This window comes from Phytohabitans sp. LZ39 (assembly GCF_059359075.1).
Map to the genome: position 1 here is coordinate 344,738 of NZ_JCADBM010000002.1, position 23,766 is coordinate 368,503.

Annotated in this window: 18 protein-coding genes and 1 pseudogene; 12 read left to right on the plus strand and 7 right to left on the minus strand. The window is 70.6% G+C overall.

From position 1 onward, the window contains the following. Positions 1 to 68 precede the first annotated feature (68 nt). Positions 69 to 1,622, plus strand: coding sequence for a glutamine-hydrolyzing GMP synthase (gene guaA / locus AC5L36_RS05275; RefSeq protein WP_441214201.1), 1,554 nt, complete (start codon positions 69 to 71; stop codon positions 1,620 to 1,622). Here the strand turns inward: guaA and AC5L36_RS05280 are convergent. Continuing rightward, a pseudogene (locus AC5L36_RS05280) lies at positions 1,543 to 1,874 on the minus strand (PspC domain-containing protein). The gene guaA and the pseudogene AC5L36_RS05280 overlap by 80 nt on opposite strands. A 213-nt stretch (positions 1,875 to 2,087) precedes the next feature. On the opposite strand from AC5L36_RS05280, the gene AC5L36_RS05285 reads away from it, so the two are divergent. From AC5L36_RS05285 to AC5L36_RS05295, 3 genes are all read left to right on the plus strand, one after another. Beyond that, positions 2,088 to 3,032: an NUDIX domain-containing protein gene (locus AC5L36_RS05285; RefSeq protein WP_441214202.1), complete on the plus strand. Its 945-nt coding sequence runs from the start codon at positions 2,088 to 2,090 to the stop codon at positions 3,030 to 3,032. Continuing rightward, complete coding sequence (locus tag AC5L36_RS05290) at positions 3,029 to 3,925, plus strand: NUDIX hydrolase (RefSeq protein WP_441214203.1); 897 nt, start codon at positions 3,029 to 3,031, stop codon at positions 3,923 to 3,925. Before AC5L36_RS05285 ends, AC5L36_RS05290 begins: the two co-directional genes overlap by 4 nt. Positions 3,926 to 4,149: 224 nt before the next feature. After that, the gene (locus AC5L36_RS05295; protein ID WP_441214204.1) at positions 4,150 to 5,025 is read left to right on the plus strand and encodes a CDP-alcohol phosphatidyltransferase family protein; all 876 of its coding nucleotides are present in this window, start codon (positions 4,150 to 4,152) and stop codon (positions 5,023 to 5,025) included. A gap of 122 nt (positions 5,026 to 5,147) precedes the next feature. Here AC5L36_RS05295 and AC5L36_RS05300 read toward each other — a convergent pair whose 3' ends face one another. From AC5L36_RS05300 to AC5L36_RS05310, 3 genes are all read right to left on the minus strand, one after another. After that, complete coding sequence (locus AC5L36_RS05300; protein ID WP_441214205.1) at positions 5,148 to 6,353, minus strand: phosphatidylserine decarboxylase; 1,206 nt, start codon at positions 6,351 to 6,353, stop codon at positions 5,148 to 5,150. A 79-nt stretch (positions 6,354 to 6,432) separates the two neighbouring features. Then, on the minus strand, positions 6,433 to 6,816 hold the full coding sequence (locus AC5L36_RS05305; protein WP_441214206.1) for a hypothetical protein: 384 nt from the start codon (positions 6,814 to 6,816) through the stop codon (positions 6,433 to 6,435). Further along, positions 6,813 to 8,627, minus strand: a complete 1,815-nt coding sequence (locus AC5L36_RS05310; RefSeq protein WP_441214207.1) for a PspC domain-containing protein — start codon at positions 8,625 to 8,627, stop codon at positions 6,813 to 6,815. Before AC5L36_RS05310 ends, AC5L36_RS05305 begins: the two co-directional genes overlap by 4 nt. Before the next feature lie 162 nt (positions 8,628 to 8,789). Between AC5L36_RS05310 and AC5L36_RS05315 the strand changes: the two genes are divergently transcribed. Next, the gene (locus tag AC5L36_RS05315; RefSeq protein ID WP_441214483.1) at positions 8,790 to 10,052 is read left to right on the plus strand and encodes a PspC domain-containing protein; all 1,263 of its coding nucleotides are present in this window, start codon (positions 8,790 to 8,792) and stop codon (positions 10,050 to 10,052) included. Continuing rightward, positions 10,049 to 10,711 (plus strand): response regulator, encoded by a 663-nt coding sequence (locus AC5L36_RS05320; protein ID WP_441214208.1) that lies wholly within the window; start codon positions 10,049 to 10,051, stop codon positions 10,709 to 10,711. Before AC5L36_RS05315 ends, AC5L36_RS05320 begins: the two co-directional genes overlap by 4 nt. Before the next feature lie 439 nt (positions 10,712 to 11,150). Here AC5L36_RS05320 and AC5L36_RS05325 read toward each other — a convergent pair whose 3' ends face one another. Next, positions 11,151 to 11,888: a PIG-L deacetylase family protein gene (locus tag AC5L36_RS05325; protein ID WP_441214209.1), complete on the minus strand. Its 738-nt coding sequence runs from the start codon at positions 11,886 to 11,888 to the stop codon at positions 11,151 to 11,153. A gap of 608 nt (positions 11,889 to 12,496) precedes the next feature. Here AC5L36_RS05325 and AC5L36_RS05330 point away from each other — a divergent pair. The 5 genes from AC5L36_RS05330 (at position 12,497) to AC5L36_RS05350 (ending at position 18,109) form a co-directional block, all read left to right on the plus strand. Further along, complete coding sequence (locus tag AC5L36_RS05330; RefSeq protein WP_441214210.1) at positions 12,497 to 13,984, plus strand: peptide ABC transporter substrate-binding protein; 1,488 nt, start codon at positions 12,497 to 12,499, stop codon at positions 13,982 to 13,984. 142 nt (positions 13,985 to 14,126) lie between these two features. Beyond that, a complete protein-coding gene (locus AC5L36_RS05335) occupies positions 14,127 to 15,053 on the plus strand; it encodes an ABC transporter permease (protein WP_441214211.1) in 927 nt (308 codons plus the stop codon). After that, a complete protein-coding gene (locus AC5L36_RS05340; RefSeq protein WP_441214212.1) occupies positions 15,046 to 16,023 on the plus strand; it encodes an ABC transporter permease in 978 nt (325 codons plus the stop codon). Before AC5L36_RS05335 ends, AC5L36_RS05340 begins: the two co-directional genes overlap by 8 nt. Positions 16,024 to 16,032: 9 nt before the next feature. Continuing rightward, positions 16,033 to 17,070: an ABC transporter ATP-binding protein gene (locus AC5L36_RS05345; RefSeq protein ID WP_441214213.1), complete on the plus strand. Its 1,038-nt coding sequence runs from the start codon at positions 16,033 to 16,035 to the stop codon at positions 17,068 to 17,070. Continuing rightward, on the plus strand, positions 17,063 to 18,109 hold the full coding sequence (locus tag AC5L36_RS05350) for an ABC transporter ATP-binding protein (protein WP_441214214.1): 1,047 nt from the start codon (positions 17,063 to 17,065) through the stop codon (positions 18,107 to 18,109). The genes AC5L36_RS05345 and AC5L36_RS05350 overlap by 8 nt, the downstream gene beginning before the upstream one ends. Positions 18,110 to 18,344: 235 nt before the next feature. Here the strand turns inward: AC5L36_RS05350 and AC5L36_RS05355 are convergent, their stop codons facing one another. Further along, positions 18,345 to 18,659, minus strand: a complete 315-nt coding sequence (locus AC5L36_RS05355) for a chorismate mutase (RefSeq protein WP_441214215.1) — start codon at positions 18,657 to 18,659, stop codon at positions 18,345 to 18,347. Between the two features lie 238 nt (positions 18,660 to 18,897). Beyond that, entirely contained in the window at positions 18,898 to 20,766 is a 1,869-nt protein-coding gene (locus AC5L36_RS05360) for a bifunctional metallophosphatase/5'-nucleotidase (RefSeq protein ID WP_441214216.1), read from the minus strand. Positions 20,767 to 20,990: 224 nt separating this feature from the next. Between AC5L36_RS05360 and pcrA the strand changes: the two genes are divergently transcribed. Beyond that, on the plus strand, positions 20,991 to 23,414 hold the full coding sequence (gene pcrA / locus AC5L36_RS05365) for a DNA helicase PcrA (RefSeq protein WP_441214217.1): 2,424 nt from the start codon (positions 20,991 to 20,993) through the stop codon (positions 23,412 to 23,414). Positions 23,415 to 23,766 lie beyond the last annotated feature (352 nt).

Below are 23,766 nucleotides of genomic sequence, written 5' to 3' on the forward strand. Positions count from 1 at the left end.
AGCGAGCGAATCATCAAACTCAGCGCGTGGGGAGTCTCGTGCCCGCCCGCAGCGAAGCGAGGACGGGCATGAGCACACCGCGCCCGGTCCTGGTCGTCGACTTCGGGGCCCAGTACGCCCAGCTGATCGCCCGCCGGGTGCGCGAGGCGAAGGTCTACTCCGAGATCGTGCCGCACTCGATGCCGGTCGCCGAGATGCTGGCCAAAGACCCCGCCGCGATCATCCTGTCCGGCGGGCCCTCCAGCGTGTACGAGCCGGGCGCGCCGCAGATCGACGCCAAGCTTTTCGACGCGGGCGTGCCGGTCTTCGGCATCTGCTACGGGTTCCAGGCGATGGCGCAGGCGCTCGGCGGCACGGTGGCGCACACCGGCCGGCGTGAGTTCGGCGGCACGGCGCTCGCCGCCCGTCCCGAGGCCGGCGTGCTGCTGCGTGACCTGCCCGCCGAGCTGTCGGTGTGGATGAGCCACGGCGACTGCGTGACCGAGGCACCCACCGGGTTCACGGTCACCGCCGGGTCGCCGGGCGCGCCGGTGGCCGCCTTCGAAGACGTGGCCGGCCGGCGTGCCGGCGTGCAGTTCCACCCGGAGGTGGCGCACACGGCGCACGGGCAGGCGATGCTCACCCGTTTCCTGTACGACATCGCCGGCATCGAGCCGACCTGGACGATGGGCAACATCATCGACGACCAGGTGGCCGCGATCCGCGAGAAGGTGGGCGACAAGGAGGTCATCTGCGCGCTCTCCGGCGGCGTCGACAGCGCGGTGGCCGCCGCGCTCGTCCACAAGGCCGTCGGCGACCAGCTCACCTGCGTCTTCGTCGACCACGGGCTGCTGCGCGCGGGCGAGGCCGAGCAGGTCGAGCAGGATTACGTCGCGGCGACCGGCATCAAGCTCAAGGTGGTCGACGCGGCCGACCGTTTCCTCACGGCGCTCGACGGGGTCACCGACCCGGAAGACAAGCGCAAGATCATCGGGCGTGAGTTCATCCGGGTGTTCGAGGCCGCCGCGCGGGAGGTCGCGGCGGCGGGCGACGTGGAGTTCCTGGTGCAGGGGACGCTCTACCCCGACGTGGTGGAGTCCGGCGGCGGCACCGGCACCGCCAACATCAAGTCACATCACAACGTCGGCGGTCTGCCCGACGACCTCAAGTTTTCGCTGGTCGAGCCGCTGCGCACGCTCTTCAAAGACGAGGTGCGCCAGCTGGGCCTCTCGCTCGGCCTGCCCGAGGCGATGGTGTGGCGCCACCCATTCCCGGGGCCGGGGCTGGCCATCCGCATCATCGGCGCCGTCTCCGCCGACCGGCTTGCCGTGCTGCGCGCCGCCGATCTGATCGCCCGCGAGGAGCTCACCGCCGCGGGGCTCGACCGCGACGTCTGGCAGTTTCCGGTCGTGCTGCTCGCCGACGTGCGGTCGGTGGGCGTGCAGGGCGACGGCCGTACGTACGGCCATCCGATCGTCCTGCGCCCGGTCTCCAGCGAAGACGCCATGACGGCCGACTGGTCGCGCCTGCCGTACGAGGTGATCGCCAAGATCTCCACCCGCGTCACCAACGAGGTGCCCGAGGTAAACCGCGTGGTGCTGGACGTGACCAGCAAGCCCCCGGGCACGATCGAGTGGGAGTAGCTAGGCGCTCGGGCCGGTCGGCGGGTGCACCGGCCAGGCGGGCGCGTCCGCGGGCTCTTCCGGCATCAGAAACCACATCACCGGGTACGCGAGCGCGGCCACCCCGGCGGTGAGCAGCGCGGCCACCGCGAAGATGACGCGAACGAGCACCGGATCGACGTTGAAGTAACGGCCGAGGCCGCTCGCCACGCCCGCGATGATGCGGTCGGTGGTGGGCCGCCTGAGCTGCTTGTAGGGAGGGTTTTCGGTCATGTCTCAACGGTCCGCGCCGGGCCGCTCGGCGACCTCGGTGAGCGCCCGGATGACTACCCTGAAACGTCCCCGACGGGCTGACGTTACCTATCGAAAGGGATGGGGGCCGCGGGTGAGCACGACGGTGCTGGACCCGAATTCCGGTTTAGCCTTCTGTCAGGAATCTGACTGTGGTCATAGACTTGTCACCTCATTCGGGAAGAATGCCCCCCTGTGACCCCCGCGCTCGAGCCGCTCCGCAGGATCGCGGCCTATGCCGTCGTGTCCGATTCCGACGGTCAGGTGCTGCTCGTGCGCGCCTCCCCGCGCTCCGGCACGCCGGGCGTCTGGTCGCTGCCGGGCGGGGCGGTCGACCACGGTGAAGACCCCAACCACACGGTGGTCCGCGAGACCGCGGCCGAGACCGGCCTCTCGGTGAGCGTCACCGGGCTGCGCGACGTGCTGGCCGACATGCGGGCGCTGCCGCACCGCGGCATCACGATCCACACCGACCGGCTGATCTACAACGTGGCGGTGCGTGGCGGCACGCTCTGCGACCGCGTCGGCCAGCCCACCGACCTGGCCCGCTGGCACACGATCGACGCCGCGGGGAGGCTGCCGCTGCGGCCGTTCACGGCAAGCGCGCTGGGGCTCCCCGCCGCCGCGGTCGACGTGCGCCCCGACGAGGCACCCGACTTCCCCTCGTTCTACGCCGTGCCCGGGCCCGACGGGCTGCACCGGGCGCAGCGCTTCGCGGCGTACGCGGTGGCCACCGACCCCGCCGGCCGTGTGCTGCTCACCAAGGTCGCCGACGGCTACCCGGGCGCGGGCTGCTGGCACCTGCCCGGCGGCGGCACCGACTACGGAGAGCAGCCCGGCGCGGCGCTCATCCGCGAGCTGCTGGAAGAGACCGGGCAGCGCGGGCGGCTCGTCGAGCTGCTGGGCGTGGCGAGCCACCGCGACGCCGCCTCGCTCGGCCCGGAGGGCTACCCGATCGACTGGCACGGCGTGCGCGCGTTCTACCGCGTGGAGGTCGAGGCGCCGGCCCCGCCGAGCGTGGGCGACGTCGGCGGCTCCACGTCCGAGGCCCGCTGGTTCCGCCCCGACGAGCTGTACGCGCTGGCCGCACACGAGCTGACCGAGGTCACGGCCGAAGCCATGCGCGCGGCGCGCCTTTGAGACGGATCGCCGCCTACGGCGTCTGCCGGGACGGCGAGGGGCGAGTGCTGCTGGTCCGCGGTTCGTCGGCCGCCGACCTGCCGGGGGTCTGGCAGATTCCGGGCGGCGGCATCGACCACGGCGAGCACCCGGCCGACGCGGTGGTACGCGAGTTCGCCGAGGAGACCGGCCTCACCGTGACCGTCACCGGGCTGCGCGCCGTCGTCTCCGACGTGCTGTGGGACAAGCACACCGACCGCGTGGTCTACGACGTGGCCGTGCGTGGCGGCACACTGCGCGACGAGCCGGACGGCACCACCGACCTGGCGGCCTGGATCGCTCCGGCGGAGCTGCCCGGCCTGCCCCTGCTGCCGTTCTCGGCCGAGCTGCTCGGCCAGCCCCCGGAGCCGGTCACGGCCCCCGCGCGTGCCACCCCGCCGCCGGTGGACCCGCGACCGTCACAGGGTCAGCGGTTCGCGGCGTACGGGGTCGCCACCGACCCGGCCGGCCGCCTGCTGCTCACGCTGATCGCCGACGGGTACCCGGGCGCCGGAAAGTGGCACCTGCCCGGCGGCGGGACCGACCACGGCGAGCAGCCGGCCGCCGCGCTGCTGCGTGAGCTCGCCGAGGAGACCGACCAGGTCGGTCGGGTAACCGACCTGCTCGACGTGACCCACCACCGCAATCCGCGTGCGCTGGGCCCCGAGGGCTACCCGATCGACTGGCACGCCGTGCGGGCCACCTATCGGGTACGGGTCGACACGCCCACCGAGCCCCGTGTGACCGAGGCGGCCGGCGGGTCGACCGCGCGGGCGGCCTGGTGGAGCGTGGCCGAGGCGGCGCGGCTGCCGTTGACCGACGTCGCGGCTGCCGGGTTATCGCACCTGACGGCCGGTTTGGGCGGCACCGGCTAGAATATGTGGCTGCGTTCGTAGTCAGCGGCCCGCCAGGCACGCTGGCGAGGCTATCGCCAAGCCCATCCGGACTGTGCGATGGTGTAGGCCGCATGCGACCGGACGGCCGCCGAGGCGGCGGAGAGACCGATCCGGTCATGGAGGGATACGTGCCGAGAGCCCCTTGGCGCCGGCGTCGTGCGACGGACAGTCCACGCCCTGGAGGGCGCCGCTGGGCAGGGCGTTTGCGCCGCAGCGGCTCGTTCGCCCGGCAGGTCCTGCTGGTCCGCGTCGGCCGGCGCCGGCCGCAGTCGAGCGCAGGCTCCACGGTTGTCGTGCCGGCCCACTACGAGTCGGTGACCGACGACGAGATCGAGTCGCTTCTGCCGGTGAGCCCGGCTCCCGCGGGTGCGGCCGTCAGCGGCGGCCCGATCCCGCTCCTCCCTGGCGAGCACACGCCGGCCCGGCGGGCCATGTTCGCGCTGGTCAACGCCTGCACCCTTAGCAGCCTCACGCTCGGCCTGCTCGCCATCTTCCTGGCCATGCGCGGCGACGTGCGGGCCGGCGCCGTGTGCCTCGTCGCCTGCGTGGCGTTCGACGGCCTCGACGGCGCGCTCGCCCGCCGCTTCGGCGTGGTCAGCCCGTTCGGCGCGCAGATGGACTCGCTCGCCGACATGTGCTCGTTCGGCCTGGCCGCGCCCGTGGTGGTGTACGCGTCACTGGCCGGCACGGTGCCCACCGCGGCCGCCGCCGCCGGCTGCACGCTCGTCGCCGGATGCGCCGCGATCCGGCTGGCCCGCTTCAACGTCTCACCCAAGGACGGCCGCTTCTTCTGCGGCGTGCCCACCACGATGGTCGCGGCGGTGCTCGCCGTCGGGGTGCTCATCGAGCTGCCCCTGTCCGGTCCGGCCCAGCTGGCCGGCGTGGCACTGCTGGCGTTCGCGATGGTGTCCAGCTTCCCGTACGCCAAGATCGGCCGCCTGTTCCGGCTGCCACCGTGGCTCTGGCTGCTGCCGGTGGTCGGCGCGCTCGTCGACCCACGCCTGACCTTCGCCGCGATCGTGGTCGGCTACCTGCTCAGCGGCCCCGTGCTCTGGCTCCGCCACCGCCACGCCGCGTAGCGCCACAAGCTCGTCGAGGCCGGCTGGCCCCCGCACCAGCCGGCTTTGCCGATGATTCGCCCCGCGAGTGGTCGGCAGCGCGGAGACCTGCCGTGCTGCTCATCCCCCGTGGCGGCGAAGGGTCAGAGCCAGCGGGCGATCACCGAGGCGCCGCCCAGTACGCGGTCGCCGGGTGCAACCAGCGGCTCGGCGGCTTCGGCGGGCAGGTAGACGTCGGTCCGGGAGCCAAAGCGGATCAGGCCGAACCGCTCGCCCTTCGCCAGTAGTGCGCCCACCGGCGCGCGCTGCACGATCCGGCGTGCCACCAGCCCGGTGCGCTGGGCCACCACCACGGTGCCGCGGGCGGTGTCCAGCACCGTGTACGCCGCGACGTTGTGCTCGGCCTCCGGCCGCATGGCCGCGGCGAAGCCGCCGTCAGTGACGAAGTAGTCGACCACCCGGCCGGCCACCGGGGCGCGGTTGACGTGCACGTCGAACACCGACAGGAAGACCGCCACCCGCAGGAACTCGTCCGGCCCGAACCGGTCGTCGCGCATCCGCTCGACGGAGAGCACCTTGCCGTCGCTGGCCGCCACGACCGCCGACAGGTCTTCGGGCACGTCGCGCTGCGGGTCGCGGAAGAACGCGGCCACCGGCGCGGCGGCCAGGGCCGGCACCAGCCACAGCCGTGACTTGGGGCGGGCGACCCGGGTCAGCGCGGCCAGGCCGAGCGCGATGCCGGCGGCGGCCACGCCGTTGGAGTCGATGTGCATGGCGCGGCTCATCGGCACGCTCGACGGCCGGTACGCGGGCGCGAGGTGGCTGGCCAGTGCCGTCTCCGCGGTGGTGAAGCGCAGGCGGTGGACGCGCAGCGGCGGGTTGTTGCGCACCACGAGGTCGGAACCGACGCCGAAGAGCGCGGCCTGCCGGCCCAGCTCGGCGGCGGCGCTCCCGGTGAGCCCGGTGGCCACCGCCAGCACACCGCCCTCCACGAGGTACTTGGTGAGGCCCTCGATGGACGCCCGCGCCTCCTCGGCGGAGCCCTCCAGCGGCTCGGCGACGATCACGACGTGGGCCGGGTCGGCCTCGGCGAGCGAGTCCGCGACGCGTACCCGCTCGGTCACCCACCGGCTCTGCGCCGCGACGTGGTCGCGGAGGGCGCCCACCCCGGATGCCTCCGCCGGCACGACGGTGAGCGTGTCGCCGGGCAACATGCCCTCGATGGCGGCGGTCAGCACGGCGGAGCGGCCGTGCGCGCCGACCACGAGGCCGGTCTTCGGACCGTTGTGCCGGGCCAGCTCGGAGGCGAGGGTGCGGGCGGCGCGGGCGGCGGTGCGGGTCTGAGTCACGCGCCCAGCATAGGCGGCATTCCTTACGCCATCAGGGCGTCCCACATGTGTGAGACGCCCTGATGATCGTGATGGTCCGTCAGCCCGGGTTTTTGTCGCGCTTCGGTGCCTCGGGAGCCGATTCCGGAGCCGGGGCCGCGCTGACCGGCGGCAGGTAGGGCACCTGCGGGCCGGCCAGCAGCTCCCGCACGATGTCGGCGTGCAGCTCGGCGGGTAGGCCGCTGACCGGGACGAGCGCCGGCTCCGGCGCGGGCGGCTCGGCCGGCGGCGGTGGCTCACCCTTGCCGGAGCGGAGCGCGCCCATCAGCCCCAGCGCCCCGAGGAGGATGAGCGCGGTGGCCACGAACCACCCCACGGCCGGCAGCGGCAGGTGGAAAAGCTGGGCGATGAACCACCAGCCGGCGATGAAGAGGAATACCAGAGCGAACGTCAGGGAGACGCCATCGGTACGGTGCGGCTTCATCGGTGCACCTCCGCCGAGCCCGCGTTGACCTTGAGGGTGATGTTGAGCTTGCCGCCGCCCTCGCCGTCGGCACCGAGGTCGACGATGTCGGTGGGCGAGTTCTGGAAGCCGCTCGTCTTGCTGTCGAAGATGTCCGCGTCACCCGCGTTGACCTCGGCGCGCACGGTGGCGTCCACGTCGGGCGGCAGGATGACCTCGAGGTCGCCGAAGCTCAGGTGCACGCTCAGCACCTTGTCCTGGTCGGTGAAGTCCACCTTGGACAGGTCGAGCACCGCGTTGCCGAAGTTGTGCTCGTACCGCGTGGGCATGTCCTGCGCGCTGACCGGCTGCCAGTACTGGTCGCCACCGGTGGCCTGGTACTGGCCGACCTGTGACTCCGCGATCGTGGATATGCCGAGCGCGGCCGCGGCGATGAAGCCGAGCGCGATCAGCCAGCGGGCCCGGCCGAACCAGACCCCGACCAGCAGGCCGAGCGCGATCGTCAGGAGCACGCCGAAGAAGTACGTCGAGGGCTTGATGGGCATGACGTTGGCCAGATCGAACGCGGCCACCACGCCGAGCGCCACGAAGATCATCGAGAATGTCGCGGCGCCGAGCGGCGAGCGCTCCTTCGGTGGCTTGGGCGGCTTGGGCGGTGGCGCCGGCGGCCCGCTGTAGCTGGGCGGGTAGGGACCGGGTCCGCCGTACGGCCCGTGCGGGGCGAACGGCGGGCGGTAGCCACCCGGCGGGGGCCCGGGCGGTCCGGGCGGGCGGGGCGGTGCCGGCGGATACGGGCCCGACCGGTGCGGCGGGGGCGGCGACATCGGCGGCGGGCTTGGAGGCTGCATTGGCGGCACCGGAGGGTTCGGAGGCACCGGCGGATACGGCGCCGAGGGCGGGGGAGGGAAGGTGGCCGTCGACGGGTACGGCCCGGCGGCGGCCGGCGCGGGAGCGCCGGGACCGTGCGGCGGCGGGTACGGCGGAGGGGTCGGCTGCCATGGCCGCCCCGCCCCGAACGGCACCCCACCCCCGCCGGGTGCCGCCGGGGCGGAGCGGCCGGGCTTCCGGTTGAGCAGCAGTGCCCCACCGATGAGCGCCGCGGCGCCCAGCACCACCGCCCGGAAGCCGTCCGTCACGATCAGGCCGAACATCACCACGACCAGGATGCCGAGGATGATCACCATGATCGGTGACATGCTCGACCGGCCGCGGCCCAGCATCGACTCCACCGGCGAGGCCGTGTCGCCCTCGGCCGGGATGATGAGCCACGCGGCGAGGTAGACGAGGATGCCGATGCCGCCGAAGAAGCCCAGCACGGCGAGGAGCACCCGCCACAGCACCGGGTCGGTGTTGGTGGCCCGGGCGATCGCCGCGCACACACCGGCCACGTAGCGGCCCTGGCGTGGCCGGACCAGCCCGTACCGCGAAGTGAAGGCGGCGCCCGGCGGTGGCGGCGGCGGAGTGGCAGCGCCGGGAGGTGGCGGTGCCTGCCGGCCCGCGCCCGGCGGTGGCGGTGGTGGCGGCGGCGGAGTGGCCGCGCCGGGAGGTGGCGGCGCCTGCCGGCCCGCGCCCGGCGGCTCGGCCCCGACGGGCGTGTCCTTGAGCGTCGGGTCAGCCGCCCAGCGGTCGCCCGCCGGCACCTCGGCTGTGGGCTCGTCCGGCCGCACTTCGGCTGTCGGCTCGTCCGGCCGCACCTCGGCTGTGGGCTCGTCGCCCGCCGTGGAGGCGGCACCCGCCGAGGCTCCGGCCTCCGAAGGCGCGGGCGTCCCGGGCGAGGGCTTGGTCGTGTCGTCGCCCTCCGGTCGGCGGGCCTGGGCACCTTCATCCGTCATGTGTTCGATCCTCGCCGCTACCCCACCCGAACAGCCTCAGGCGGCAACCCTGACGCCACCCTGAGATCTTCGTGGCCAATGTCCGGGGCGTCCCCGTGGCCAGGGGCCTGTCCGGCGTGTGACGATCGGTGAACAGGCATCGAGCAGCGAGGGAGCAGAGCGATCGTCACCGTCGGGACCCAGCAGCCCCGCCTCACCCGCTCCCGCGACCAGCGGGTGGTCGCGGGTGTGGCTTCGGGCATCGCGCGCCACCTGGGCATCCCCCCGGTGCGGGTGCGCATCGCCTTCGTGGTCCTCCTCCCGCTCAGCGGCCTGGGGCTGCTTCTATATGCGGCGTTCTGGGCGGTGCTGCCCCTCCAGGTGCGCACGGCCGAGGCCCCGCCGCGGCGTAACTTCATGCACCTGCTGCCGTTCGTCGCGATCGGGCTTGGCCTCATCCTGGTGCAGACGCTCGTGTTCGGCTTCGGCGCGCTCGGCGTCACCGGCCTGGCCGGCTGGCTCGTCGCGATCATCGCGGTCGGCGCCGGCGTGATCTGGCACGAGTCCGACCCGGAGCGGCGCCGCCAGTGGAGCGAGACGCTGCCGCGCGTGCCGTGGCTGGGCGCGGTGGTCGACGAGAGCGACCGGCGGGCGTTCCTGCTCCGCTTCATCGGCGGCGGCGTGCTCGTCTCGGTGGGCATCATCGGGGTCATCGCGGTCTACTCGCCGACCGAAAACTTCGGCGCCGTGATCAACGGCATCATCTTCGCGCTGGTGGGCCTCGCCGGCGTGGCGGTGGTGGCCGGTCCGGTGCTGTGGCGTACGTACAACCAGCTGCGCACCGAGCGCGAGGGGCGCATCCGGGAGATGGAGCGGGCCGAGCTGGCCGCGATGGTGCACGACCAGGTGCTGCACACGCTCGCCCTCATCCAGCGCAACGCCGGCGACGTCAAGGCGGTGCAGCGGCTGGCCCGCGGGCAGGAGCGGAGCTTGCGCAACTGGCTGTACAAGCCGATCGCCTCGCCCAACGAGCGCTTCTCCGCCGCGCTGGAGCAGGTGGCGGCCGAGGTCGAAGATACGTACGCGATCACGGTGGAGACCGTCGTGGTGGGCGACCGGGAGACCGACGAGAAGGTCGGCGCGCTGGTCGCCGCCGCCCGCGAGGCCCTGGTCAACGCGGCCCGTCACGCCAAGGTGCAGACCGTTTCCCTCTACGCGGAGGTGGAGCCCGACCAGGTGAGCGTGTTCGTGCGCGACCGGGGCGCCGGCTTCGACCCGTCCACGGTGGAGGATCATCGGCATGGCGTCCGCGGCTCCATCATCGGGCGGATGCAGCGGCACGGCGGGCGCGCGAAGATCATTAGCGAGCCCGGCGACGGCACCGAGGTGCGCTTGTTCATGCCGACGAGCCGAGAGACCGTCACCACTGGGAAGGACGGATCATGACCGACCAGACCGAGCAGCAGCGGCGGCTGCGGGTGTTCCTCGTCGACGACCACGCGATGTTTCGGGCCGGCGTCCGCGCCGAGCTCGGCGTGCACGTAGAGGTGATCGGCGAGGCGAGCACCGTGACCGAGGCGGTCTCCCGGATCGCCGCGCTCGAGCCCGACGTGGTGCTGCTCGACGTGCACATGCCCGAGGGCGGTGGCCGCGCCGTGCTCGAGGCGATGCGCCGCACCCACCCGCAGGTCCGCTTCCTCGCCCTCTCCGTCTCCGACGCGGCCGAAGACGTCATCGGCCTGATCCGGGCCGGCGCGCGCGGCTACGTCACCAAGACCATCTCGCCCGACGAGCTCGCCGCGGCGATCCGCCGGGTGGCGGATGGCGACGCGGTGTTCAGCCCCCGGCTGGCCGGGTTCGTGCTGGACGCGTTCGCCGCGCGGCCGGACGCTCCGGTGGCCGACCCCGAGCTCGACCAGCTCACCAACCGCGAGCGCGAGGTGCTGCGCCTGCTCGCCCGGGGCTACGCCTACAAGGAGATCGCCAAGGAGCTCTTCATCTCCATCAAGACGGTGGAGACCCACGTCTCGAACGTGCTGCGCAAGCTCCAGATGTCCAACCGCTACGAGCTCTCGCGCTGGGCCGCCGACCGCCGCCTCGTCTAGAGACCTTTCGGGGTCGGGGTGGCTTCGGCCTCTGGATCCCTGCTTGGACAAAAGATGTGAGCTACCGCGATGCCCGTTGTGGTCCGTGCCGTTGCTCCCGCGGCCTCACCCGTCCGCCGCTGGTCGCGCTCAACCCGGCGGCTGCGCCGGGCCCTTACGGCCCCGGCTGGGGTCTCAAGGACAACGATCTCCTCGCCAGGGCTTGCCGCGCGGGCGTGGCAGCGGAGGCCGGGGTTTCGGCGAGCCCTGGCGAGCCGCCGGCCGTAGCGGTCTCCGGCGGGAGCGGCGGTCCGCAGCTGACGCGGATCCGGGAAACCTGTCTCGAACGGACCCCGACCCCTCCCGCGTGACTCACCGCCGGAGACCGGCTCGCCTCGACGAACCTTTTGGGAAACAGAGCCTCATTTCAACGACAACCATCTGTGCCTGGGTCGGCGTTCTATTCCGTACGTAGGACCGTGAACGCTTCGGCGAGCCGGCCGGCGGGCAGCCCGGCGGCCTTCGCGACGGCGGCCAGTCGATCGCGCAGCAGGGCGTCAAGGTCCAGATGGGAGGTTTGCGATGCGTGTGCGTGCAGCGCCGCGATCTTCTTCGGGTACGCCTCCGTGACGTCGACGGCATGGTCAGGGTCCGGTCCGCCCGAGAACCACACCTCCCGCACCACCCACGGCTCCAACCCTTCGTCCCGGAGCAGCTCCGGGTAGGCGAACGGGTTGCGTGCGTCCGGGTAGATGGCGCACGTCGTGGCCTCCCCCACCGCGAGGTGGTCCGGGTGGCTCGGGCCAGCCAGCCGCTCCCAGCGACGGAGCGGCGCGCTGGTGAGGATCCGGTCCGGCCGCCACCGGCGGATCGCCGCCGTGATGTCCCGCCGGAGCGCCAGGCTGGGCGTGACGGCGCCGTCGGCATACCCGTCGAGGAAGTCGACCTGCCCGACTCCGACGGCGGCCGCCGCTGCTTCCTGCTCCTTTTGTCGAATTATGGGGATCTGTCCCCTCGGGGTGTCGTCGAAGCCACCGGCGTCGCCGCGGGTGACGATCAGGTAGGCGACCTCGATCCCGCTGTCGACCCATCCGGCCACGGTGCCCGCCGCACCGAAGTCGACATCGTCGGGATGAGCGAACACGGCAAGTGCGCGTCGAACGTCGGAGAGTGCGGGAGCGGAGGGTGGAAACGTCACGACAACCCATGGTACGTCGGCGACAAGTCTGGCCGTTCGTCGGAAAAAGGGCAGGTCAGAGGCCACTTTTCGGGCCCCAAAACGATCTCTACACCGTATCGGCAGCGTCCCGGCCGAATATCGGGTTGATAACGCTCCTTCACGTTCGTGGGCGCGTGGTGTCACAGTGTCAGCACCTCACCCGCCCAGCACCGCGCCCAGGAGGCAAGGTCATGCACGCAGACGCCGCACCCAAGGCTGTCCGCGACTCAGGAGCCTCCGCGGCGTTCCGCGCGTCAGCGGTGGTGGCGGCCGATCTCGGCGGATCATCGACCTGTCAGGGCCCCGCCGATCCCCGGCGGTAGCGTGCTGGCAGCACGATTTGCCGCGGACCATCGGCCGGCACCGACCCGTAGCTGTGCGAATACCGAGGAACAACAGCAATGACACAAGGGAGGCCCTGAGAAATGAGAGTCTCGAGGCGTGCGAGTGCGGCCGCGGCAGTGGCTGCCCTCGCGCTCGTCGCGGCAGGTTGCAGTGGCGGAGACGATAGCGGCGAGGACACAGGCAGCGACAAGAACGCCAACGCCGCTATCACGATCAATGGCACCGAGCCAGAGGTTCCGCTGGTGCCGGCGAACACCACTGAGACCGGTGGCGGCAAGGTCGTCGACTACCTGTGGAGCGGTCTGACTCAGTACGACAACACCACTGGTGAGTCGAGCAACCTGCTTGCCGAGTCGATCGACACGACCGACTCCAAGGTCTACACGATCAAGATCAAGAAGGGCACCAAGTTCCACGACGGCACCGAGGTGAAGGCGAAGAACTTCGTCGACGCGTGGAACTGGGCGGCATACACGCCGAACGGCGCGCAGGGTGCCAGCTTCTTCGCTGAGATCCAGGGCTACCAGGACGTCACGAGTGCCGACCCGGACGACGACGGCCCGCAGAAGGCGCCGGAGCCCAAGGCCAAGACGATGTCCGGCCTGGCGGTCGTGGACGACCACACGTTCACCGTGACGCTCTCCGAGCCGTTCTCGATCTGGCCGGTCAAGCTGGGCTACAGCGCGTTCGTGCCGATGCCGGACGCCTTCTTCGCCGCGGCGGACAAGGCCGAGTGGGGCAAGAAGCCGATCGGCAACGGCGCCGTGAAGTTCGTCAGCTGGACCAACGACGTCGAGATCAACCTGACCCGCTTCGACGACTACAACCTGTCGGACAAGGTCAAGATCAAGGACGTCAAGGTCAAGCTGTACCAGTCGGACGACGCGGCCTACAACGACCTGCTTGCCAACAACCTGGACTTCATGCAGCAGGTCCCGGTCACGGCGCTGGCCGGTGACCAGTGGAAGACCGACCTGGGCGAGCGGGCGATCAGCAAGGCCACCCCGGTGACCCAGATCATCTCCTTCCCCCTGTACGACAAGCGTTTCCAGAACCCCGACCTGCGCAAGGCGGTATCGCTCGCGATCAACCGGCAGGAGATCGCGGAGAAGATCTTCTTCAACTCGCGCAAGCCGGCGACGACGTGGTCGAACCCCCTCGCTCCGGGCAACGGCGCGAACGACTGCACGATCTGCACGTTCAACGAGGCGCAGGCCAAGGAGCTCTACCAGAAGGCCGGTGGCTTCCAGGGCAAGATGACCTTCTACTACAACGCCGACGCCAGCCACAAGGCCTGGATGGAGGCCGTCGCCAACAGCGTGAAGAACGTTCTTGGCATCGACGCGGTCGCCACGGGCATCCCGACCTTCGCCGCGCTCCGTGAGCGGATCAACGCGAAGAAGATGGACGGCCCGTACCGTGCGGCCTGGCAGCAGGACTACCCGGACGTGGAGAACTGGGTCGGCCCGCTGTACGTCACCGGTGGTTCCTCCAACGACGGTGGCTACAGCAACCCGCAGGTCGACGCGCTCTTCAAGGAGGGTGTCGGCGCGGCGAACGTGGACGCGGCGCACGCCAAGTTCGCCGAGGCCACGAAGTTGATCGACGCGGACGCCCCGTCCATGCCGATCGTGACGGTCGAGGAGCAGTCCGGCTACTCCACCAAGCTCAAGAACGTTGAGACCACCAACGTGGGCGAGCTCGACCTCTCCAAGGTCGAAATCGCGTAACGGCGGCTCAGCCCCGGGTCCGGCTCGCCGCGTTTGCGGGCCGGACCTGGGGTAGTTCACACGTGGAAGCGCGTCATCACCCCCGGCGTGTGACCCACACCGTGTCGGGCGCCGGCGCGGCGCCCCCGTCCTGGAGGAACCCATGGGCCGTTACGTGTTGAGGCGGCTGCTCCAACTCATCCCCGTGTTCTTCGGAACAACGCTGCTCATCTACTGGCTTGTGTGGTCCGTACCCGGTGACCCGTTTGCCGGCAAATGCGGCGAACGACCGTGCTCGCCCGGATTCATCGCGAGCATGACTGAGAAGTACCACCTAGACGACCCGTTGCCGTTGCAGTACCTGCACTACATGGGCAACCTGCTCACCGGCGATTTCGGCGAAACGTTCGGTCAGCGGCCCATCTCGGACATCATCATTCAGGCGTATCCGAATACGCTGAAGCTCGCGGCCATGGCGCTCACCATCGAGGCCGTGATCGGGCTCACCGCGGGCGTGCTCACCGGGCTGCGGCGCAACGGCTTCCTGGACAACCTGGTCCTGGTCTCCACGCTCTTCCTGCTCGCGATCCCGGTTTTCGTCCTCGGCTTCGTGCTCCAGTTCCTGCTCGGCGTCGAGCTGGGCATCATCGAGCCGACGGTCCGCGACGGGGCGCCCTGGGTAGACCTCATCGTCCCCGGCTTCGTGCTCGGCAGCGGCTCCATGGCGTACGTCGCCCGGCTCACCCGCACGAGCATCGCGGAAAACCGGCGGGCCGATTACGTGCGCACGGCCATCGCCAAGGGGCTGCCGATGCGCCGCGTGGTCGGTGTGCACCTGCTGCGCAACTCGCTGATCCCCGTAGTCACGTTCCTCGGCACCGACCTCGGCTCGCTCATGGGCGGCGCGATCATCACCGAGGGCATCTTCCGGATCAACGGCATCGGCGGCGCGGTCTACCGGGCGATCGTCACCAAGGAAAGCGCTACCGTGGTCGGCATCGTGGTGGTCCTGGTGATGGTTTACTTGCTGATGAACCTGCTGGTCGACCTCCTCTACGCCGCCCTGGACCCGAGGATCCGCTATGAGTGACCCCACTGCTGCGATGGTCACGGCACCGCAGGCCGAGCTACCCGGTCCGGTCAGCGAGACCACCCCACCCGACGCCGGCAAGCCCGGCGACCGCAAGGAAAAGCCTCGCGGCCTGCTCGGTGACGCCTGGTACGACCTGCGGCACAAGCCGCTCTTCTGGATCTCGGCCGGGTTCATCTTGTTCTTCGTGGTGATGGCCGCCTTCCCGTGGCTGTTCACCCAGACCGATCCCGACTTCGGCACGTTGTCGCGCAGCCGCCAGGGGCCATCCGGCGACGCCTGGTTCGGCACCGACATCCAGGGGCGAGACATCTACGCCCGGGTGATCTACGGCAGCCGCGCGTCGATCATCGTCGCGCTCACCGCGACGCTCGGCACGGTCCTGATCGGGGCGACCGTCGGAGTCATCGCCGGGTTCCGCGGCGGCTGGATCGACCAGCTCCTGTCCCGGATCGCCGACGTGTTCTTCGGCCTTCCGTTCATCCTCGGCGCGATCGTCATCCTCAGCACGTTCAACGGGCCGGGTGCCCACCGTGGTGAGTGGTCGATCATGGGCATGGTGATCCTCGCGCTGATCGTGCTGGCGTGGCCGGTGTCCATGCGGATCATGCGGTCGACGGTGCTCGCCACGAAAAACGCGGACTACATCATCGCGGCGCGGGCGCTCGGGGCCAGCAACACCCGGATCATCTTCCGGCACCTGATCCCCAACTGCCTGGCACCCGTGCTGGTGTACGCGACGATCCTGGTCGGGGCGTTCATCAGCGCCGAGGCCGCGCTGTCGTATCTCGGCGTCGGGCTACAGACACCGGTGGTGTCCTGGGGCGTCATGATCAGTGACGCGCAGAACCTCATCCGGGTCTCGCCGTACATGCTGCTGTTCCCGGCCGCGGCCCTCGTCCTCGCCGTGCTCAGCTTCGTCATGCTGGGCGAAGCGGTGCGCGAGGCTCTCGACCCGAAGATGCGGTAGGAGACCCAGTTGTCCGATTTGTACGTGGCCGACCAGCCCGAAGCCGCGACCGTGGGGCACCCGACCGGGCGCCTGCTCGAGGTCGAGGATCTGCGCGTCGAGTTCCGCACGCGCGACGGCGTTGCCAAGGTCATCAACGGTGTCACCTACCACGTCGACGCGGGTGAGACGCTCGCCGTGCTGGGCGAGTCCGGCTCCGGAAAGAGCGTGACCGCCCAGACGATCATGGGCATCCTGGACACGCCGCCCGGGTTCGTCACCGGCGGCGAGATCCGCTTCCACGGCAAAGACATGCTCAAGATGTCGACCGAGGAGCGGCGCCGCATCCGGGGCGAGGGCATCGCGATGGTGTTCCAGGATGCCTTGTCCGCGCTCAACCCGGTCTTCAGCGTCGGGTTCCAGATCGCCGAGCAGTTCCGGATCCGGCGCGGCATGAGCCGCAAGGACGCCAAAAAGCGCGCGGCCGAGATGCTCGACCAGGTCAAGATCCCCAACGCGAAGCAGCGGGTCAACGAGTACCCACACCAGTTCTCGGGCGGCATGCGGCAGCGCGTCATGATCGCGATGTCGCTGGCCCTCGACCCCGAGGTGCTGATCGCCGACGAGCCCACCACCGCGCTCGACGTCACCGTGCAGGCCCAGATCATGGACCTGCTCGCCGACCTCCAGCGCGAGCGCCACATGGGCCTGATCCTGATCACGCACGACCTCGGTGTCGTGGCCGACGTGGCCGACCGCATCGCGGTGATGTACGCGGGCCGCATCGTCGAAGAGGCCAACGTCCACGAGCTGTACGCGAAGCCGGCGCATCCCTACACACTGGGCCTGCTGGAGTCGATCCCGCGCATCGACGAAAAGGGGCAGCAGCTCCGGACCATCCGCGGGCTCCCACCGAGCCTGCTGAAGATCCCGCCCGGCTGCCCCTTCCACCCGCGCTGCCCGATGGCGCAGCCGGTCTGCCAGGAGAAGGTGCCGCCGCTGCTCCAGCTCGGCCCGACCCGGGCCAGCGCCTGCCACTTCGCCGAGGAGCTTGTGAAACGTGACTGAGACCATCCTCGAGGCCCGCGACCTGGTCAAGTACTACCCGGTCACCCGCGGCGTGGTGTTCAAGAAGACGGTCGGCCACGTGCAGGCGGTCGACGGCGTCTCGTTCGACCTGCACAAGGGCGAGACGCTCGGCATCGTGGGCGAGTCCGGCTGTGGCAAGTCGACCCTGGCCAAGGTGCTGATGCACCTGGAAAAGCCGACGAGCGGCGGCGTCACCTTCAACGGCCAGGACATCTACAAACTGGGCGCCGGCGGCCTGCGCCGGCTGCGCCGCAACATCCAGCTGGTGATGCAGGACCCGTACACCTCGCTCAACCCGCGCATGACGGTCGGCGACCTGGTCGGCGAGCCCTACGAGATCCACCCTGAGGTGGCGCCCAAGGGCAGCCGGCGCCAGAAGGTGCAGGAGCTGCTGGAGGTGGTCGGGCTCAACCCCGAGCACATCAACCGCTACCCGCACCAGTTCTCCGGCGGCCAGCGGCAGCGCATCGGCATCGCCCGCGCGCTGGCGCTGCGGCCCGAGATCATCGTCTGTGACGAGCCGGTGAGCGCCCTGGACGTGTCGATCCAGGCCCAGGTGATGAACCTGCTGGAGAAGCTCCAGAACGAGTTCGGCCTGTCGTACATCTTCATCGCGCACGACCTGTCCGTGGTCCGCCACCTCGCCGACCGCGTCGCGGTGATGTACCTCGGCAAGATCGTCGAGCTCGGCACCGAAGACGAGATCTACGAGCGCCCGACCCACCCGTACACCCAGGCCCTGCTCTCGGCGGTGCCGGTGCCCGACCCCAACAGCCGAAAGAGCAAGGCGATCATCCGGCTTACCGGCGACGTGCCGAGCCCCACCAACCCGCCGTCCGGCTGCCGTTTCCGCACGCGCTGCTGGAAGGCCCAGGAGATCTGCGCCGTCGAGGTGCCGCAGCTCGTGGCCCGCCCCGGCTCCGACCACCCGAGCGCCTGCCACTTCGCCGAAAAGCGCGAGATCGTGGTGTCGCACGAGGCGAGCGACCTGACGGAGCTTCCGACTCGCACGCTGTGAGGTTCTGGGGCCGCGGGGTTACCCCACGGCCCCAGCAGTCTCGAACCGCGCCAGTCGAGCGGCCGCAAAGCCCGATCCAGAAGATTTGAGCTACCGCGATGTCCGTCGTGGTCCGGACCGCTGCTCCCGCGGCCTCACCCTCCGCGGTTCACAACCCACCCCGCCCCTACGGCGGCGAGGATCCGGCCCGCCACCGAGACCATCGGGGTTGTGTCGCCTGAGCCCCCGATCAGGCCTACAGAGGCCCTCGGCCAGCGCGGAGGATGAGGAGGGCGAGCTGGGTGCCGTCGGCGCCCAGGGCGGAGCGGAAGCGGTCGACGATCTCGCGTTCGCGGGAGAGGACGAGCCGCGTGCCGCCGGAGGCCAGGCGGGTGGCGCCCACGCGTTGGGAGAGGCGCGCGCGCTCCTGCCAGAGGGCGATGAGCTGGCTGTCGATCTCGTCGATGCGTTCACGCATGGCGAGGATGCTCTCCGCCGCGTCTGGGGCGTTCGTGCCCGTATCGCCGTTGCTCGCCGGGGTGCCGGGCTGTTCCGCCACGTCGGTGGCCATCGGGTACTCCCTGGGTGTTTGTCCGGTCAGCTGGTGCCCAGAGCGCCAAAAGCCCCGGGCTCCAGGAGCCCGGGGCTTTTGGTAGGTCTTGTGATCAGGCGCGACCTACGGCTGCCGGACTCCCGGAGCCGTAGCTAAAGTAACGCCGCACCTGCTGGATCACGCGCTGAAGTATGCCAGCGGCTCTGGCCGGGTGCAAGGAACGGCCCCGCGTGGGCGAGGCCGCTCCTACCCGTTTTCAGGCGGTCTTCGTGATCCGGTTTTGCGGGCCGGGCGCCACCGGAGCGCCGGCGCCGAGGTGTGCCACCAGCGCGTCGATGTCGAACCCGGGCGCGGTGGCCCGATCCGTGCCCGCGGTGAGCCGGGAGAACCCGTCGCCGCCGTTGGCCAGGAAGTCGTTCGTCGTGACGCGGTAGGTGGCCGCCGGGTCGATCGGCGTGCCGTTGAGCGCCAGGTTGCTCACCTTGGAGCCGGGCGCCTGTGTGGAGTTGTACGAGTACGTGAAGCCGGCCGAAACCTGGAGGATGCGCTGCACCGTCTGCCCGCCGAACCCGACGAACTGCTGCTCCAGCACCTCCTTGAGCTGGGCACCCGTGAGTGTCTGGGTGACCACCAGGTTGTTGAACGGCTGCACCGTGAAGCATTCGCCGTACGTGACGTCGCCGGGTGCCTCGCCGCCGGGCGAGTTGGCGAACGTCATCGACGCGCGGATGCCGCCCGGGTTCATCAGGGCGATCTGGGCGCCGGCCGCGGCGGTGTAACCGAGCTGGGCGTCGGCGATCACGTCACCGAGCGCGCTCTCGCCGGCCGCGTTGGCGGTGTTGGTGATGTCTGCCGTGATCTTGCCCACCACACGGTTGGCGATGGGCGCGACCGCCGTGCGGTACTTGTCGGCGATCTTCTTCGCGCTCGCGTCGACGAGGGCGGGGTTGCGCACGAACGCGCCGCCCGCGTCGGTCTGCCAGCTGCCGTCCGGGTTGCGGACGCCGTTTTCCACGATGACGTTGCGGGCGGCGATCTCGGCGAACTTGCCGCTGCGCCTGTCGAGCGTGAAGTCGATGTCGGTCACCAGCACGCCGTTGCTGCCGGCACTCGTCACCACCGTCGGGGCACCCGACGAGTTCGGCAGCTGGCACGAGTAGAAGCGGTGCGTGTGGCCGGAGACCACGATGCCGAACTCGGGACGCAGCCCCGCCACGATGTTGGTGATCGGGCCGGCGAAGTTGGCGCACCCGTCGACGGGCTGGGGAGTAGGCGGGGCCGACTGGGCGCCACCCTCGTGGATCAGCAGCACCATCGACTTCACGCCGACGAAGCGGAGCAGGGTGGCCCACTTGTTGGCGGTCTCGATCTCGTCGCGGAACTCGACGGACGTGATGCCCGCCGGGTTGACGATCGAGGGCGTGCCCTTGAGCGTCATGCCCACGAAGCCGACCGGGACGCCGTCGACGATGCGGATGTCGACCGGCAGCAGCAGTGGAAGGCCGGAGTCCTTTTTCACCACGTTGGCGGCGAGGTAGTTGTACTTCGCGCCCTTGAAGCCGTCGCCGTCCTGGCACCCGTCGACCGGGTGACAGCCCCCGCGCTGGAGGCGGCGCAGCTCGGTGGTGCCCTCGTCGAACTCGTGGTTACCCACCGAGCTGATCTGGAGGCCCGCGTTGTTGAGCAGCTCGACCGCGGGCTCGTCGTGGAACGCCGCGCTGACCAGCGGCGTCGCGCCGACCAGGTCACCCGCGCCGACGGTCAGCGAGGTGCGCCGCTCGGCCGTGGCCTCGGCGCGCAGCTTTTTGATCCAGGTGGTCAGGTACTCCACGCCGCCGGCCGGGGTGCCGTTGACCAGGCCGCCGCTGCCGGTGGGCGGGTCGATCGCGCCGTGGAAGTCGTTGAAGCCCAGCAGGTTGCCCTTGGCGGTCCGGTCGCCCTTGCCGTGGCCGGCCAGCTCGTACGACACGGAGACCGGGGACATCGGGGTCCAGGCGGCGGCCGCCTGGTCGGACTCGGCGGAGTCGGGAGAACTGAACGGCACTGTTGCGACAACGGCCAGCGCGAGGGCGGGTACGGCGAGGTTACGCAGCACCCCCCAGCCGCGCGAGCGCGATGGGGTCATGGTGTCTCTCCCTAATGTGCATATGTGCATGTGCGAGAACAACAGAGGCCATATTTCTCGTCGCGGCATGATCGCACCAGGGCCCCCGGGTGACGGTTTAGTAGCCATACGGCGCGCGAACGGGATGTGACCTTGCTACTTGGCGCTGGTTGTCGCGTCGCGGACCCGCGACGCGACAACCAGCGCCCGAAACTGACGGAGGGGCGGCATAGACTCGCTGAGCGATGCATGCTCTCTTCGACACCCCCCAGACGGACGCCCAGGCGGAGGGCGGCGATTCCGCCGCTCAGGAGCCGGAGGCGCAGCCCAAGCGGCCCAGGCGGCCTCGGCTCGAGCCGGAAAAGCTGCTGGAGGGGCTCAATGGGCCGCAGCGGGACGCGGTGGTCCACGCCGGCTCGCCCCTCCTGATCGTGGCGGGTGCCGGCTCGGGCAAGACCCGCGTGCTCACCAACCGGATCGCCTATCTGCTGGCCGCCCGTGACGTGCACCCGGGCCAGATCATCGCGATCACGTTTACCAACAAGGCCGCCGGTGAGATGAAGGAGCGGGTGGCCGCGCTGGTCGGCGGCCGGGCGCGGCTCATGTGGGTGTCGACCTTCCACTCCGCCTGTGTGCGCATCCTGCGGGCCGAGCACGAGCACGCCGGGCTCAAGTCGACGTTCTCGATCTACGACGCCGACGACTCCCGCCGGCTGATGCAGATGGTGGCCCGTGAGCTCGACCTCGACCCCAAGCGCTACCCGGCGCGTGGCCTGGCCCACCAGATCTCCAACCTGAAAAACGAGCTGATCGACCCGGAGAGCTTCGCCGAGCGCGCCAAGGGTCCGGCCGAGCGGGCGATCTCCGAGGCATACACGCTCTACCAGCGGCGCCTCAAGGAGGCCCACGCGCTCGACTTCGACGACCTCATCATGACCACCGTCCACTTGCTCCAGTCACACCCGCACGTGGCCGAGACCTACCGGCGGCGCTTCCGGCACGTGCTCGTCGACGAGTACCAGGACACCAACCACGCGCAGTACGTGCTGATCAAAGAGCTGGTCTCGGGCACGCCGGGGTTGGAGCCGGCGGAGCTATGTGTCGTCGGCGACGCCGACCAGTCGATCTACGCGTTTCGCGGCGCCACGATCCGCAACATCCTGGAGTTCGAGCGCGACTTCACCGACGCGCGCACGATCCTGCTGGAGCAGAATTACCGCTCCACCCAGACCATCCTCAACGCGGCCAACGCCGTCATCGACCGCAATAGCTCACGCAAGCCCAAGCGTCTCTGGAGCGAGCAGGGGCAGGGCGAGCAGATCGTCGGATACGTCGCGGACACCGAGCACGCCGAGGCCGACTGGGTGGCCCGCGAGATCGACCGCCTCTGCGACGCGAGCGAGGCCCGCCCCGGCGACGTCGCGGTGTTCTACCGGACCAACGCCCAGTCGCGTGTGTTCGAAGAGGTCTTCATCCGGGTCGGCCTGCCCTACAAGGTGGTCGGCGGCGTGCGCTTCTACGAGCGCAAAGAGGTCCGCGACGCGCTGGCCTACCTGCGCGCGGTAGTCAACGACGACGACACGGTGAGCATCCGGCGCATCCTCAACACCCCGCGCCGGGGCATCGGCGACCGCGCCGAGGCGTGCGTCGAGGCCCTTTCCAGCCGCGACCGCGTCTCGTTCGGTGCCGCGCTGCGCCGCGCCGCCGAGGCGCCCGGCATCTCCACCCGCGCGGCCAACGGCATCGCCGACTTCGTGGCCCTCCTCGACACCGTGCGCGAGCTGGCCGAGACCGCGCCGCCCGAGGAGGTGCTGGAGGCGGTGCTCCAGCGTTCGGGATACCTCGCCGAGCTGGAGGAGAGCCTCGACCCGCAAGACGCCGGCCGGGTGGAAAACCTCCAGGAGCTCGTGAGCGTCGCCCGGGAGTACACCGAGCGTGCCGAGGCCCAGGCCGAAGAGGGCGGCGAGGGGGCCACGTTGGCTGGCTTCCTGGAGCAGGTGGCGCTCGTCGCCGACGCCGACCAGGTGCCCTCCGACGACCCCGACCACCAGGGCGTGGTCACGCTGATGACGCTGCACACCGCCAAGGGCCTGGAGTTTCCGGTGGTGTTCCTGACCGGGCTCGAAGACGGCGTCTTCCCACACCTGCGCTCGCTGGGCGACACCCGCGAGCTGGAGGAGGAGCGCCGCCTCGCGTACGTCGGCATCACCCGCGCCCGCCAGCGCCTCTACATCTCCCGCGCGATGACCCGGGGCGCGTGGGGCCAGCCGCAATACAACCCGGCCTCCCGCTTCCTCGCCGAGCTGCCCGGCGACCTGGTGCGGTGGGAGCGCACCGACGCGGCGTACACGTCGTGGTCCGGCACCGGCGGCGGCATCGGCGGCCGGTCGTCCGGCGCCGGGGCGAGCCGTGGCACCTTCACCGGCGGCACCGCCAAGGCCGCCCGCCTGGCCGAGCGCCTGGGCGTCGACGGCGCCAAGCTCGCCACCGCCAGCGACCTGCCCCAGGTGCCCAGCGTCGCCGCCGGCGACCGCATCAACCACCAGCGCTATGGCATGGGCCGCGTCGTCGAGGTCGAGGGCTACGGCGCCAGGGCCCAGGCAAAGGTCGACTTCGGCGACCAGATCATGTGGATCGTGCTCCGGCACGCTCCGATCGAAAAGATCTAGAGCGCTTCCGGGGTCGCGGTGGCTTCGGTGGGCGGCGGCCACAGACCCTGACCCGAATTGCGCCGACGTCCGTCGTGGCCCAGACCGCTGCTCCCGCGGCCTCACCCTCGCGTGTGGTCGCGGTCACCCCTTTGGCCCGGCGGATGCGCGGCCTGCGGTGCGGCGGTGTTTGTCCACAATGCCCGTCGCCGAACATGCGGCGAGATCGCAAACGAGGACTTCGTCGCCCTGAGTAACCATCGTCGCTGTGCGTGCGGTCCGAGACTCGAGATCTAGGAGAGTTCGGGCGCCATATCAACCCTAACCCTCCTAGATCTCGAAGTTTCTTGCCTTAGCCTGCTGACGCCGCGTC

Excerpts from the sequence above, each read along its gene's own strand:
- AC5L36_RS05335 (WP_441214211.1), top strand. The coding sequence starts at position 14,127 with ATGGGCCGTTACGTGTTGAGGCGGCTGCTCCAACTCATCCCCGTGTTC.
- AC5L36_RS05340 (WP_441214212.1), top strand. The coding sequence starts at position 15,046 with ATGAGTGACCCCACTGCTGCGATGGTCACGGCACCGCAGGCCGAGCTA.
- AC5L36_RS05355 (WP_441214215.1), bottom strand. The coding sequence starts at position 18,659 with ATGGCCACCGACGTGGCGGAACAGCCCGGCACCCCGGCGAGCAACGGC.
- guaA (WP_441214201.1), top strand. The coding sequence starts at position 69 with ATGAGCACACCGCGCCCGGTCCTGGTCGTCGACTTCGGGGCCCAGTAC.
- AC5L36_RS05305 (WP_441214206.1), bottom strand. The coding sequence starts at position 6,816 with ATGAAGCCGCACCGTACCGATGGCGTCTCCCTGACGTTCGCTCTGGTA.
- AC5L36_RS05360 (WP_441214216.1), bottom strand. The coding sequence starts at position 20,766 with ATGACCCCATCGCGCTCGCGCGGCTGGGGGGTGCTGCGTAACCTCGCC.
- pcrA (WP_441214217.1), top strand. The coding sequence starts at position 20,991 with ATGCATGCTCTCTTCGACACCCCCCAGACGGACGCCCAGGCGGAGGGC.
- AC5L36_RS05310 (WP_441214207.1), bottom strand. The coding sequence starts at position 8,627 with ATGACGGATGAAGGTGCCCAGGCCCGCCGACCGGAGGGCGACGACACG.
- AC5L36_RS05320 (WP_441214208.1), top strand. The coding sequence starts at position 10,049 with ATGACCGACCAGACCGAGCAGCAGCGGCGGCTGCGGGTGTTCCTCGTC.